The organism is Bacillus sp. EKM206B (genome assembly GCF_011066015.1).
Taxonomy (GTDB): Bacteria; Bacillota; Bacilli; order Bacillales; family Bacillaceae; genus Bacillus; species Bacillus velezensis.
In genome coordinates, this window is record NZ_JAAMNL010000002.1 from 623,089 (window position 1) to 636,390 (window position 13,302).

Annotated in this window: 13 protein-coding genes; 3 read left to right on the forward strand and 10 right to left on the reverse strand. The window is 48.7% G+C overall.

The genetic code is table 11. The features are described from left to right. Positions 1-13: 13 nt before the first annotated feature. From G9F50_RS05795 to G9F50_RS05830, 8 genes are all read right to left on the reverse strand, one after another. Positions 14-715, reverse strand: coding sequence for a CoA transferase subunit A (locus G9F50_RS05795; protein ID WP_007410135.1), 702 nt, complete (start codon positions 713-715; stop codon positions 14-16). Between the two features lie 24 nt (positions 716-739). Then, positions 740-2,185 carry a GntP family permease gene (locus G9F50_RS05800; protein WP_060561611.1) on the reverse strand — a complete coding sequence of 482 codons (1,446 nt, stop codon included), beginning with the start codon at positions 2,183-2,185 and terminating at the stop codon, positions 740-742. A 303-nt stretch (positions 2,186-2,488) separates the two neighbouring features. Next, the gene (locus tag G9F50_RS05805; RefSeq protein ID WP_060561610.1) at positions 2,489-3,685 is read right to left on the reverse strand and encodes a cytochrome P450; all 1,197 of its coding nucleotides are present in this window, start codon (positions 3,683-3,685) and stop codon (positions 2,489-2,491) included. Position 3,686: 1 nt separating this feature from the next. After that, complete coding sequence (gene bioB, locus G9F50_RS05810) at positions 3,687-4,706, reverse strand: biotin synthase BioB (RefSeq protein ID WP_007410132.1); 1,020 nt, start codon at positions 4,704-4,706, stop codon at positions 3,687-3,689. 2 nt (positions 4,707-4,708) lie between these two features. Further along, positions 4,709-5,410 (reverse strand): dethiobiotin synthase, encoded by a 702-nt coding sequence (bioD, locus tag G9F50_RS05815; RefSeq protein ID WP_060561609.1) that lies wholly within the window; start codon positions 5,408-5,410, stop codon positions 4,709-4,711. After that, the gene (bioF, locus tag G9F50_RS05820) at positions 5,407-6,567 is read right to left on the reverse strand and encodes an 8-amino-7-oxononanoate synthase (protein ID WP_060561608.1); all 1,161 of its coding nucleotides are present in this window, start codon (positions 6,565-6,567) and stop codon (positions 5,407-5,409) included. The genes bioD and bioF overlap by 4 nt, the downstream gene beginning before the upstream one ends. Continuing rightward, on the reverse strand, positions 6,557-7,903 hold the full coding sequence (gene bioA, locus G9F50_RS05825) for an adenosylmethionine--8-amino-7-oxononanoate transaminase (protein WP_012117687.1): 1,347 nt from the start codon (positions 7,901-7,903) through the stop codon (positions 6,557-6,559). The genes bioF and bioA overlap by 11 nt, the downstream gene beginning before the upstream one ends. Beyond that, positions 7,903-8,670: a 6-carboxyhexanoate--CoA ligase gene (locus tag G9F50_RS05830; RefSeq protein ID WP_060561607.1), complete on the reverse strand. Its 768-nt coding sequence runs from the start codon at positions 8,668-8,670 to the stop codon at positions 7,903-7,905. The genes bioA and G9F50_RS05830 overlap by 1 nt, the downstream gene beginning before the upstream one ends. A gap of 275 nt (positions 8,671-8,945) precedes the next feature. On the opposite strand from G9F50_RS05830, the gene G9F50_RS05835 reads away from it, so the two are divergent. From G9F50_RS05835 to uptA, 3 genes are all read left to right on the forward strand, one after another. Next, entirely contained in the window at positions 8,946-9,353 is a 408-nt protein-coding gene (locus G9F50_RS05835) for a GtrA family protein (RefSeq protein ID WP_060561606.1), read from the forward strand. A gap of 6 nt (positions 9,354-9,359) precedes the next feature. Beyond that, entirely contained in the window at positions 9,360-10,253 is an 894-nt protein-coding gene (gene galU / locus G9F50_RS05840) for a UTP--glucose-1-phosphate uridylyltransferase GalU (protein WP_060561605.1), read from the forward strand. A 74-nt stretch (positions 10,254-10,327) separates the two neighbouring features. Next, positions 10,328-10,918, forward strand: a complete 591-nt coding sequence (gene uptA / locus G9F50_RS05845; RefSeq protein WP_007410125.1) for an undecaprenyl phosphate transporter UptA — start codon at positions 10,328-10,330, stop codon at positions 10,916-10,918. 54 nt (positions 10,919-10,972) lie between these two features. Here the strand turns inward: uptA and G9F50_RS05850 are convergent, their stop codons facing one another. Together G9F50_RS05850 and G9F50_RS05855 are read right to left on the reverse strand one after the other, a co-directional pair. Then, on the reverse strand, positions 10,973-12,502 hold the full coding sequence (locus G9F50_RS05850) for an acyl-CoA carboxylase subunit beta (protein ID WP_060561604.1): 1,530 nt from the start codon (positions 12,500-12,502) through the stop codon (positions 10,973-10,975). Positions 12,503-12,519: 17 nt separating this feature from the next. Beyond that, positions 12,520-13,299 carry an enoyl-CoA hydratase gene (locus tag G9F50_RS05855; RefSeq protein ID WP_060561603.1) on the reverse strand — a complete coding sequence of 260 codons (780 nt, stop codon included), beginning with the start codon at positions 13,297-13,299 and terminating at the stop codon, positions 12,520-12,522. Positions 13,300-13,302 lie beyond the last annotated feature (3 nt).

Sequence of the window (13,302 nt, forward strand, 5' to 3'; positions counted from 1 at the left end):
TCAGCCTCCTTTATCATGCTTGCCGGACGGTGCGGCGTTCAATCCGTTTTTCATGAATCCCGCCGAGCAGCACGTGCTGCACAAAAATACCCGGCGTATGAATTTGATCCGGATCAAGCTCTCCGGCATCGACGATTTCTTCAGCCTCTGCAATCGTCACTTTGCCTGCCATTGCAGCGAGCGGATTGAAATTTCTCGCCGTCTTTCTGAACATCAGGTTGCCCAGAGGATCGGCTTTCCAGGCCTTTACGATGGCGGCGTTCCCTGTAATCCCTTTCTCCAGAAGATAGGTGCGTCCGTCAAATGTCTTATGTTCTTTTCCCTCGGCTACTGATGTTCCGACGCCCGCAGGTGTGTAAAACGCCGGAATGCCCGCCCCTCCCGCGCGAATTCTTTCTGCGAGCGTTCCTTGGGGCACCAATTCGACTTCCAGCTCTCCGCTTAAAAACTGCCGTTCAAAGGTTTTGTTTTCTCCCACATAGGATGCGACCATTTTTTTGATCTGCCGGTTTGCAAGCAAGAGGCCTAACCCCCAATCATCAACACCGCAGTTATTACTGACAACGGTCAAGTTTTTTACGCCGCTGTCCCTGATCGCGAGAATTAATTGTTCCGGAATGCCGCACAGGCCGAAGCCTCCTGCGATGAGGGTGTCTCCGTCCTTGATCAGTGCAGCAGCATCTTGATAAGAGTCCATCACTTTTCCTTTTCCCATATTCGTTTCCCCTTTCTGTTTTGGCTACACAAGGCCCGTCAGACTGTAAATGGCGATGATGACAAACACAGCGGCTGTTTTAATGACGGTAATGGCAAAGATATCCCTGTAGGATTGGCGGTGGGTCAACCCGGTGACCGCGAGCAGCGTAATGACGGCGCCATTATGAGGAAGAGTGTCCATCCCGCCGGAGGCCATCGAGATCACCCGGTGCATGACCTCCGGCGGGATGTGGAATGTATTGATTGCTTCTGTATACGCTGCTGACATCGTGCTTAAAGCGATGCCCATTCCTCCTGATGCCGATCCTGTAATCCCGGCAAGCGCAGTGGTCGTCACCGCTCCGTTGACGAGCGGATCAGTAAACGTCTGCGATATGCCGCTGCTGACCATTTTAAAGCCGGGAAGCGCCGCAATGATGCCGCCAAATCCGTATTCGGCTCCTGTATTCATCGACGCCAGCAAGGCACCCCCGATACCCTCATTCAGTCCTTCTTTCAAATTGAAGAGGACTTTTTTCCAATCGAACAAAATCGTGGTCATGATTCCGGTGAACAGTGCGAGTTCTACTGACCAGATCGCAGTGACGGAGGAAAGGTCAATCTTCCCGAACGCTTCTAAGCCGAGCGGCGCAAAATCAAATCCGCCAGGGTACCAATGCGGGAGCCACATCGTGAAGCATTTGTTCATGACCCCCACAAGGATAAGCGGAACAAAGGCGAGCACTTGCCGCGCGGGGCTGGGTTCTGCCTTCTGCGGTAAAACAGGCGTATGTGTTTCATTAGCCAGACTTGAGGATTCCTCTGCAGCGGAAACTTCAGATTGAAATCCAGCATAGCCTTCTCCGGCATTGGCCGCTTTTTTGCGCCGGGATTCTAAATAAATCATTCCGGCCGTAAGCACAAATGCTGCACCAATCAGTCCGAGCCAGGGAGCGGCATAAATGTTTGTTTTAAAAAAAGCGGTCGGAATGACATTTTGAATTTGCGGTGTGCCGGGAAGCGCATCCATTGTAAATGTAAAGGCGCCCAATGCAATCGTACCGGGTATCAGACGCTTGGGAATATCAGCTTTAATAAATAAGTTTTTAGCAAACGGATAAATGGCAAACACCGCTACGAAGAGACTGACGCCGCTGTACGTTAAAATCGCACCCATTAAGACGATGGCGAGAATGGCTCTTTTTGCTCCCACAAGCTTGACGATTGTTTTTGCAATCGACTCGGCGAGCCCGGATATTTCAACAACCTTGCCAAAAACGGCCCCTAAAAGAAATACGGGAAAATACAGCTTAATAAATCCTACCATCTTCTCCATAAATATATTCGAGAAGAAAGGAAGTACGAAGCTTGGATCTGTCAGGAGCACGGCAAACAGCGCGCAAATCGGGGCGAATAAAATGACTGAAAAGCCCCGGTAAGCCGCAAACATCAGCATGCCTAATGCCAATAAAATAATAACAATGTCCACAAATCCCCCTCTTTTCTGCTCAATATTAGTAAGCGCTTACAAAAATCGAGAAAATAAAGCAAAAAACATGCCGGTTTTGCACAGTTTCTGAGGCTGAAAAAATGTGCATCATGGTGAATGTTCCGTTTTGGCGAAAGAAAGGGAGACCCTTGCTGTATTAGATTGATTGGCTGAGCAGTGAGTTTTTTTAGGGATAGTGAGATGGATCAGAGAGGATTTTTGCTTTATAAATATGTATTCTTTTTTCTTTCATTTATTTCCTGCAAGAGGAACCGATAAAATCCGGCCCTCCTGCATGGTCATTCAGCCAATGACAACCGGGAGCTCTTTGAGCGACCTAAAACCAATGAGCTTGCGGTATTCAAGGCGGTGTGCAGCCAGCCGAAGCTTAGGTATCCGCTCAAACAGTGTGAGAATTGCAATTTGTGCTTCGATGCGCGCTAATGAGGAGCCTATGCAAAAATGGGCGTTCTTTCCGAATGCAAGATGCGGATTCGGCTTTCTTTGGATATCCATTTTGTGAGGTTGATCGAATATGCTTGGATCGCGATTGGCTGCCCCTAAAAGGATATATACCTGCTCTCCTTTTTTTATGGTCTTCCCATTTATTTCGCAGTCTTCTGAGGCGGTGCGTGCCGTCAGCTGCGCGGGGCTGTCGTAGCGCAGACATTCCTCAACTGCAGTTTCAATAAGCGAGGGGTTTTCTCTCAGTGCGCTAAGCTGTTCAGGGTGTTTCAATAAAGTAAACACACCGTTGCTTATGAGGTTTACCGTCGTCTCGTGTCCGGCTATGACAAGTAAGATACATGTCGCGAGCACTTCCTCTTTTGAAAGCTGTTCCTCCATAATAAACCTGCTGATCAAGTCTTGCTGAGGGTGCGCTTCCCGCTTGTGAATCAAATCTCTGAAATATGACGTCAGCCTGCCTGCGGTGTCGCTTGCTCTGACTAACGTCTTTCTTGATCGGGTAAGATCAATGGCCTGGATGACGTCTGCCGTCCATTGTCTGAATTGATATCTCTCCTCTTTCGGCACTCCGAGTATCTCCGCAATGATAAGGCTTGCCAATGGAAAGGCAAACTCTGAAACAAGATCCGCGGTTTTTTTGATTTGGACTTGATCCAACAAGTCATGAACGGTTTTTTTTATACAGGGGCGAAGTGATTCCGCCGTCTTTGCGGTAAATTCTTTACCGATAAGCATCCGCATCCGCTTATGGTCTGATTGATTTTTAAATAACAGCATATCGTGCTGGATATGCGATAGATTTTGATATTTCGTTGAAGCTTCCGGAAGAGGAATGCGGTTTTTAAATCGGGTGTCTTTCAGAATCGCTGCCGCCTCTTTGTACCCGGTGACATACCAGCCCGGATATTTTAATACGGTTCCTTTATAAATAGGATCAATGGATCGCAGTTTGTCATAAAACGGGTAAGGGTCATTCCAAAAATCCGAATCCGCATGGAGAGACGGATGTGCAATCGATAGGCCCGCCGTCATCTTATACCTCCGTATTGCAGGCGGATTGCAGGCCGGCTTTCATTTCTTCAACGGATTCGACTTCAAAACCTAAATCATGGAGCATTTGATGATCCTCTGTTTCTTGCTGCCCTGCTGTCGTTAAGTAATCTCCGACGAAAATCGAATTTGCGGCATAAAGTCCCAGCGGCTGCAGCGAACGAAGGTTGACTTCCCGGCCTCCTGAGATACGGATTTCTTTTGACGGATTGATAAAACGGAACAAGGCGAGCACTTTCAGGCAATACACCGGATGTAATTCGCTTACCCCTTCTAACGGAGTTCCGTCAATCGCATGCAGAAAATTAACCGGGATGCTGTCGGCGTCAAGCGCTTTTAAGCTGTTCGCCATATCAATGACGTCCTGTTTCGTCTCTTTCATGCCGACGATGACACCAGAACAAGGTGACATCCCCGATTGTTTCGCCGTTTCCACTGTGTTGACCCTGTCGTCATACGTGTGGGAGGTCGTAATGTTTGAGTGATTCCTTTGTGATGTATTGATGTTATGATTGTACCGGTCTACTCCTGCCTGTTTCAGCCGCTCTGCCTGTTCCGGCTTCAGCAGACCGAGGCATGCGCAGATTTTTAAACCGTACGTTTCTTTAATTTCTTTGACAGCATCAACAACTTGATCTACTTCTCTGTTTGACGGTCCCCGCCCGCTGGCGACGATACAGTATGTCCCTATATTCAGGTCGTGGGCGCGTTTTGCCCCCTTCAGCAATATATGCTTATCCACCATCCGATAAGACTCGATCGGCGCTTTTGATATTGAAGATTGTGAACAGTACCCGCAATTTTCCGGACACAGGCCTGATTTTGCATTCATAATCATATTCAGCTTTACTTTTTTTCCGTAAAATCGTTTTCTGATATGAAAAGCGGCATGCATCAGCAATAAAAGATCCTCATCAGGACAATTTAAAATGGCCAGCGCTTCTTGATTCGTTACTTCCGCCCCGTCCAGCACTCTCTCTGCAAGATCCATCCATTGATTCATGTTTATCTCCCCATTTGTGTCAGATTCATGAAAGAGGAAACATCTATATGTTTCTCAATCATGTGTTGAATGTTTTCCGGTGAAACGTGATCCAGCTTCGGTGTGATTCCCAAAATCGGAACTTTGCATAATGTTTCAATCATGCTCGGGTTTGTCTTTTCGTCCAGCCCCCGCCTGCTCCTTACGCCGTTGATAATAATGCCGAGAACCTCTATCCCCATGTTTTTCGCATATTCAACGGTTAAATATGTGTGGTTGATGGTTCCGAGATCAGGCCTGGTGACAATCACTGCCGGCAATTCCAAGGCTTTTATCAGATCACTGACTAAGTAATTTTCACCAAGCGGGACGGAAATGCCGCCTGCCCCCTCGACGATGAAACACTCATGACGATTTTTGATCTTACTCCAGTGGGCCATGACTTCATCCATGCTCACGGATTTCCCCTCAAGCATGGCGGCCGTGTACGGCGCAAGCGGCTCTTTCCATTCAAATGGCGTAATTTCTTCATGAGACAGTGCGGTTTGTGACATGTCTTTCAACAGCGAGGTGTCACTTTCCGGATGAGATCGCGGCACGCCGCTTAAAAACGGCTTAAACACTCCGATATCCGCCTGTTTCTGCCGGAATGCCGCGGCAAGTCCGCAAGAAACGATGGTTTTTCCGACGCCGGTATCTGTTCCTGTAACAAAAAAACTTCTCATTTGTTTATATTCAGCTCTTTTCTAATGGAATCAAATGCTTCTGTCAGTTCGTCTATGTTCTGTAAGCTGCGATCAGCCGTAACGGTCAGCCTGATTCTGCTTTCGCCTTCCGGAACGGCGGGCGGGCGGATGGCCGGGGCGCAGATTCCCTTTTTCTCCAGCAGCGCAGCGGCTGAAACCGCTGTTTTTGCATCACCGATGATAACGGGGATAATCGGTGTATCTCCGCCTCTTACGGTAAAGCCCATATCGGCCAGACGCGTTTTTATCGTTTTGACAGACGACTGCAGCTCACGGCGCGTATCGTGCATATCTGATATGATGTCAAGTGCCGTATGCGAAGCCGCACAAATTGACGGCGGGAGGGCCGTCTGAAAAATAAACGTCCGCGCCTGATTCAGCAAAAAATCAATGAAAATGTTTGATCCCGCGGCAAAACCGCCTTCCGTTCCTACAGCTTTGCTTAATGTGCCGATGACAACATCAGGACAAACACCGAAATAGTCACTGGTTCCCCCGCCGTTTTCCCCGAGTACACCGGTTGCATGCGCGTCATCTGCTATCACAAATGCCTGGTACTGCTTTGCAAGCGCCATTATGCGGTCAAGAGGCGCGATTGTGCCGTCCATGCTGAAGACGCCGTCTGTGACGATAAAGCGGCGGTTCCGAGCCTGGACGGAGGCAAGTTTTTTCTCAAGATCAGCCATATCAATATGGCGGTACACGAGGGTTTCCGCTTTTGATAAACGGCAGCCGTCAACAATGCTCGCATGGTTCAGTTGATCGCTTAAAATGACATCGCCTTTTTGAGGCAGTGAGGCAAGCACGCCGATATTTGCCAAGTAACCGCTTGAAAACAATAAAGCCGCTTCCGTCTGTTTAAAGTCCGCGATTGTTTGTTCAAGTTTTTCGTGCCACACAGTATTTCCTGTCGTTAACCGTGAGCCGCCGCTTCCTGCCCCGAACCGGCTCAGCGCCGTTTGCGCAGCTGTGATCAGCCGCTCATCTTTTGACAGGCCTAAATAGTCATTGGACGCCCAGGTCTGCCGCTTTTGCCCCTTGGTTTTGAGAGCGGATTCCTGTGTTCGCAGCGTCCGATACAGCCCGTCTCTTTTCACCGCATCGAGCCTTTTGAAGAGCCATCCGTCAAAATCCACGGCCGGTCACCTCGGCTATCGCTTCTTTCATAATGGAGATCATGGCTTGTAACTGATCGGTTGTGCTGGCAAGCGGCGGCAGAAAGGCGATGACGTCTCCGAGCGGCCGTGTCAGCATACCAAGCTCTCTCATTTTCAAGGACACCTTGTATCCCATCCGCTTTTCAGGCGGATAAGGCTGTTTTGTCCCCTTATCCTGCACAAGCTCTATGCCGCACATGAAACCGAGCTGGCGGACATCGCCGACATGAGGAAGCTGCTTCAGATCATGAAGAAATTTCGCTGCCGTTTTTGATTTTTCGGCGACTTGTTCAACGATGCGCTCTGATTCGAATAAACGCAGATTTTCAATTGCCGCGGCACAGCCAAGCTGATTTCCTGTATAGGAATGGCCGTGGAAAAATGTTTTCATTTTGTCGTAGTCATCGTAGAAGGCTTCATAAATGGCTTCTGTGGCAAACGTCACAGCGATCGGCAAATAGCCTCCCGTAATGCCTTTCCCTGCCGCCATCAAGTCCGGCTGGACATTTTCATGCTCACAGGCAAACATTTTTCCGGTGCGGCCGAACCCCGTCGCCACTTCATCAACGATCATTAACACATCATATGCCGTACACAGCTTTCGTACGCCTGCCAGAAAGCCTTCAGGCATGACGATCATCCCGGATGCGCCTTGCACCATCGATTCGATCGTAAGTGCGGCAATCTCTTCGTGATGCTTTGCAAGCAGCTGTTCGAGCGCGTGAAGGCATTCATCCCGGCACTGTACGGGGTCACCGCTTTCAGATCTGTATACATACGGAATCGGGGCTTTGTAGCTTTCAAACATCAGCGGGCCGTACACATGGTGGAAGAGTTCAATGGAGCCGACGCTGACGGCTCCGATCGTATCGCCGTGATAGCCGTTCTGCATAGAAATAAACGTCTGTTTCTCGGGTCTCCCTATGTTTTTCCAGTATTGAAAGGCCATTTTCAGAGCGATTTCCATTGCTTCCGCTCCGCTGTCGGAGTAAAAAACGCGTGTCAGCTTTTCCGGTGTGATGCCTGTCAGCATCTCGGCAAGTTCTGTTGCGGGAACGTTCGTCATACCCAGTAAGGTCGAATGAGCGATTTTTTCAAGCTGTTTTTGAATCGCTTCATCCATTTCTTTTTTGCGGTGGCCGTGTACATTGAGCCATACTGAAGAAAAGCCGTCATAATATTCTTTGCCGCTGATGTCTTTCAGCATGATCCCGTTTCCGCTTTCAATGATTAACGGATCTTCATCGTAATCTTTCATTTGTGTGAAAGGCAGCCAAAGATGCTGTTTGCTTTTTTCAATCATTGATTGTTTCATCATTTCTCCTCCCGCTGAATGAATACAGGCTGCTTCTCTAAAAAATGGATACAGCTCTCCGTATCTATGGAGCCATCTGTAAAGAAAATCCGGCATCCGCTTTCATCTCCGGCATTCTTCATCTTGGCAATCCGCTGATATCCCAGCTTCTTTGCGGCAACGTAGCCTGTTATGTAATCAGGGTCATCCGACCAGCACAATTCAGCAATAATCCCCGGATATGCGCAAACTTTTGCCGCGATGGCATGTGCTTCTTTTATTCGTGAATGTTCCGGCATGTTGTGAGTAAAAGCCCATTTTTGAAAATCATGTGACGGCCAATCCACTCGGGATACCCGCACACCTCTATTTCCTCTGCCGTCAATGCGTTCTCCTGCCCGGATATCAAACAGGACCGCTCCTCTTGCCTCTGCATATTCCGCAAGGTTTTCGTACGCTTTCTCTATCATGTACGGGGAAATCCCCGCCTTTTGCAGAAGCTTGCGGGCGATTGCTTGTCCTTTTTCCGGCGTGTCTGTTTGATGGAAAGCAACCGGCAAAGGGCCGATCGTTTCGATCGGTTCATTAATGCTTTCAAGCTGAATTTGCATAAAATCAGGTATCCCTCTTGAGTGCGAGAAGCCTTTATGTAATAAGCCATCTACCGCTTCCTGTAAACCGCTGTAAGTGATGAGCCGTTCTCCGCCGGAAATGTGTTTTCCGCCCTGCTCATGGGGGGCGTTTCGGGAAGCTCTCATTCTGACGCTGTAATAGGTTTCTTCCCGCATATATTCCCCTCCTTTCTCTTACTTTGAAAATTAAGTTAACCAAAATTAATTTAAGGTTAACACTTATACAGAATATTAGTGCCCTTCACGGAATATGTCAACCTAAACTATCAAAATGTTAACTTAATTAGTTTTGCAAAGCCTCATTACGTTTTCATGTTTTGTTCATATTTTAGTAATTGTTTATTCAACACCGTCCGCTAAAGTAGTCCATATCAACAAATATGACAGCCATCTGATTCTTTTATGAAGGGAGGTCAACACCGGATGCCGTTATGCTGAAAGAAAAAGTAAAGACAGCAGGCCGTTTTTGCACTGTAGGCGTCGGCAATACGCTGATCGATTTTGGTGTCTTCTTTCTTCTCGCCGCTTGTCATGTCCCCTATCTTCCGGCGCAGATCTGCTCCTATTCGGCAGGGATCATCAACAGCTATGTATGGAACCGGAAGTGGACGTTTCGTGTAAAACGCAAGGCTGACGGGAAAGAGATCATGCGCTTTCTCATCATTAATCTTGCCGCGTCGGGAATCACCTTTTTGCTGCTTTACGCGTTTCAAAAAGGCGGCTGTTCGCTATTGGTGAGTAAGTTCGCCGCCACTATCGGCGGGATGATGATGAATTTTATCGGAAACCGAATCTGGGTATTTGGAGATTCGCTGAAAAACATACAGGATCAGGAGTGAAGATGAATGAGAAAAAAAGTGAGAAAAGCGGTCATTCCCGCAGCGGGTTTAGGAACGAGATTTCTGCCGGCGACAAAGGCGCAGCCGAAAGAAATGATGCCGATTGTCGACAAACCGGCCATCCAATATATTGTCGAAGAGGCCGCAGCGTCAGGAATTGAAGATATACTGATTATTACAGGGAGAAACAAACGCTCGATTGAAGATCATTTTGACCGGTCGGCGGAATTGGAATTCAATCTGCAGGAAAAAGGCAAAACGGAGACGCTGAAGGAAATGCAGCGGATTGCCGATTTGGCCAATATTCATTACCTCCGTCAGAAAGAACCGCTCGGATTAGGACATGCGGTGCTGTGTGCGAAGCATTTTATCGGAGATGAGCCTTTTGCCGTTCTATTAGGTGATGATATTATGGTATCTGATACTCCCGCTCTTTCACAGCTCATCGACGTCTATAACCAACACGGCACAGAAACGATCGGCGTACAGCCCGTCGATCCTGCTGATGTCAGCAAATATGGTATTATACAGACGGGGCGGCAGAGCGGTCATGAGTACGAGGTTGAGGATCTGATTGAGAAACCGGCTGTTGAAAAGGCGCCCTCTCATATTGCCGTGATGGGCCGCTACATATTAACCCCTGCTATTTTTAAAACGCTGAAGACGATCGGAAGAGGCGCGGGCAACGAAATCCAATTGACAGACGCGCTGCGCGAAGTGTGCCGCACCCGAAGCATTTACGCGCGGGAGCTTGAAGGAAGCCGGTTTGATATAGGAGATAAGTTCGGCTGTTTTAAGGCCGGCACGGAGATCGGGCTTCTGCGGGAAGAAATGAGACCGAAACTTTTAGCTTATTTAGAAGAGGTGTTAAAAAGAGAATCTGAAGAAATCGTGCGTTAAAAAATAATTTGTAACCATTTTGCTTGTCAATCAGTCATATAATTGGGTAAAAAGATAAAGAGGTTGTGAACAGTGTGGGCAATTTTATTAGTGAAATATTATCCTGGCTGACAAGTATGGGCTATTTAGGGATTGCGCTCGGATTAATGATCGAAATCATTCCGAGTGAAATCGTTCTGGCTTACGGAGGCTATATGGTGTCAGAAGGCACGATCAGCTTTATCGGCGCCATTGTCGCCGGTGTGATCGGGGGAACGATCGCGCAGTGCTTTATTTACTGGATCGCCCGTTATGGGGGACGGCCGTTTTTGGACAAGTACGGCAAGTACTTACTTCTGAAAAAGCATCATGTTGATGTTGCGGAAAACTGGTTTCGCCGTTACGGCGCCGGCGTTGTGTTCTCGGCGCGGTTTATCCCGGTCGTCAGACATGCGATCTCCATCCCGGCCGGCCTTGCGAAAATGCCTCTTTCCAAGTTTGTCATATTGACGACGCTCGCCATTATTCCGTGGTCTGTCATTTTCGTTTATCTCGGGTATCAGCTCGGGGGACAGTGGAAAGACGTAGACAGCTATGCCGGAATGTATACAACTCCGATCATTATATTGGCTCTCGTATTTATTGTTGTTTATTTTGTTGTGAAGAAAATGAGATCAAGACTGTGAAAAAAGACTGCATAAGAGCGGCTGCGAGCCGGATCTATGCAGTCTTTTTTTTATTTATACCGGGTATACGGGGTGTTTCCGGTGTGTGAATGTCAGTTGTTTGGACATGTAAGCAGTGAGGCGTTTATTGAGTTCTTCCCGCAAGGAATCAGCAGGAACAATGCCGTCAATCACCATTTCAGAAGCAAGCCGGTAAAGGTTAATGTCTTCCTTATATTCATCACGCTTTTCTTGAATAAAAGCCGGCCTTTCTTCAGGGGCTAGCTCGCTGATTTTCTTTGCGTAGACCGCATTCACCGCTGCTTCAGGACCCATTACGGCAATTTGCGCAGTCGGAAGCGCTAAACAGCAGTCCGGTTCAAAAGCAGGCCCCGCCATCGCGTATAATCCGGCACCGTAGGCTTTTCTGACGATAACGGAAAGCTTCGGGACAGTCGCTTCCGCCATTGCGGAGATCATTTTTGCGCCATGCCTGATGATGCCCGCCTGCTCAACCTTCGTTCCGATCATGAATCCGGGAATGTCTGCTAAAAACAGAAGCGGAATATGGAATGCGTCGCACAAAGCGATAAATTTTGCGGCTTTATCCGCCGAATCGAGAAATAAAACCCCGCCTTTGACACGCGGCTGATTGGCGATAATGCCGACCGGCTGTCCGTGAATCCGCGCAAGCCCCGTTATTAATTCCTGCGCAAATAACGGTTTAATCTCAAAAAATGAGTCTTCATCAATGACACGTTCAATTAAATCCATCATGTTGAACGGTGCGTTTTGATGTGCCGGGATGACATCTGAGAGCGGTTTTTCAAAAGCTTTCGGGTTCTTAGATTTGTTGACGGGCGCTTTTTCAGTATAATTTGACGGGAAATAGCTGAGGTATGTCTGCGCCATCATGATTGCTTCCTGTTCCGTCCGGGCGAGGAGATCACCGCAGCCTGATACGGAACAATGCATACGGGCGCCGCCCATTTCTTCAAGCGATACTTTCTCGCCAATTACCATTTCTGCCATACGCGGGGAACCTAAGTACATGGATGCATTGCCCTCGACCATAATGACAATGTCGCAAAAGGCCGGAATGTAAGCGCCGCCCGCAGCGGAAGGGCCGAACAATAAACAGATTTGCGGAATGCGGCCCGACAGCTTTACTTGATTATAAAAGATGCGGCCGGCTCCCCTTCTGCCCGGGAACATGTCGACCTGATCCGTAATTCTCGCACCTGCGGAATCGACTAAGTACAAGAGCGGACACTGAAGCTTTTCCGCCGTCTCCTGAATGCGGATGATTTTTTCCACCGTTTTCACGCCCCACGAGCCCGCCTTTACGGTTGAGTCGTTTGCCATCACACAAACGGTTCTGCCGCCGATGGTTCCGATCCCGGTAACGACCCCGTCAGCCGGCAGTCCGTCTGACATGCACTCGGCGAAAAAAGCGTCTTCAACGGATATGCCGTCATCGAATAAAAGCTTCAGCCTGTCTCTTACAAAAAGTTTTCCCTTCTTTTCGTTGCTTGCGTGATATTTCGCGGCTCCTCCCTTTTCAATCGTTTTGCTGCGTGTCTGCCGTTCTTTTTCGTAATCCATCCGAGTCCCTCCATGTTTTATTTTCCTTTGTATTCAGGGGGTCTTTTTTCTTTAAAAGCGCGCAGGCCCTCTTCTCTGTCAAGGGTGGGGATGACTTGTTCATATGCTTTTCGTTCGATTTCGAGCCCTGTATTGAGATCTGTCTCCAGACCCTTGTTTATCGCGGATTTTGCTTGTCTGACGGCGATCGGCCCATTAGCGGCGATGCGGCCGGCCAGTGCTTTTGCTTTTTCCATAAGTTCATCGGCTTCACAAACATGCTCGATCAGCTTCATGTCTTTTCCCTCTTCGGCAGAAAGCCTTCGGCCGGTATAGATCAATTCTTTTGCCGCGCCGGGGCCGATAAGCCGGGGCAGTCTCTGCGTTCCGCCCGCTCCGGGAATGATCGCAAGCCCTGTTTCAGGAAGGCCGAGGCCCGCCCGGCTGACGGCGATTCTGATATCGCAGGCGAGAGCGAGTTCAAGGCCTCCTCCGACAGCGGTTCCGTTCAGCGCTGCAATGACCGGCTGCGGGAGAGCTTCAATGGATGCCGCCGTTTCACCGATACGCCTGACGCTTTGCTTAACTTGTTCATGATTCATCCCCGCTCTTTCTTTTAAATCAGCACCGGCGCAAAATGTGTTCCCGGTGCCGGTGAGAATGACACAACGAATGGATGGCGAGTTTTTGATGTCTTCAATCACACGCTGTAAATGATCAATCATGTCTGAAGACAGCGAGTTGGCCGCATGCGGGCGGTTCAGCGTGATCAGACCGATCGTTTCTTGACAGACGGAATACAAGACGCAATCTCCCATGGC

Bases quoted from the DNA above. Each gene is read 5' to 3' on its own strand.
- G9F50_RS05795 (WP_007410135.1), bottom strand. From the start codon at position 715: ATGGGAAAAGGAAAAGTGATGGACTCTTATCAAGATGCTGCTGCACTG.
- G9F50_RS05805 (WP_060561610.1), bottom strand. From the start codon at position 3,685: ATGACGGCGGGCCTATCGATTGCACATCCGTCTCTCCATGCGGATTCG.
- bioB (WP_007410132.1), bottom strand. From the start codon at position 4,706: ATGAATCAATGGATGGATCTTGCAGAGAGAGTGCTGGACGGGGCGGAA.
- bioD (WP_060561609.1), bottom strand. From the start codon at position 5,410: ATGAGAAGTTTTTTTGTTACAGGAACAGATACCGGCGTCGGAAAAACC.
- bioA (WP_012117687.1), bottom strand. From the start codon at position 7,903: ATGAAACAATCAATGATTGAAAAAAGCAAACAGCATCTTTGGCTGCCT.
- G9F50_RS05830 (WP_060561607.1), bottom strand. From the start codon at position 8,670: ATGCGGGAAGAAACCTATTACAGCGTCAGAATGAGAGCTTCCCGAAAC.
- G9F50_RS05835 (WP_060561606.1), top strand. From the start codon at position 8,946: ATGCTGAAAGAAAAAGTAAAGACAGCAGGCCGTTTTTGCACTGTAGGC.
- galU (WP_060561605.1), top strand. From the start codon at position 9,360: ATGAGAAAAAAAGTGAGAAAAGCGGTCATTCCCGCAGCGGGTTTAGGA.
- G9F50_RS05850 (WP_060561604.1), bottom strand. From the start codon at position 12,502: ATGGATTACGAAAAAGAACGGCAGACACGCAGCAAAACGATTGAAAAG.
- G9F50_RS05855 (WP_060561603.1), bottom strand. From the start codon at position 13,299: ATGGGAGATTGCGTCTTGTATTCCGTCTGTCAAGAAACGATCGGTCTG.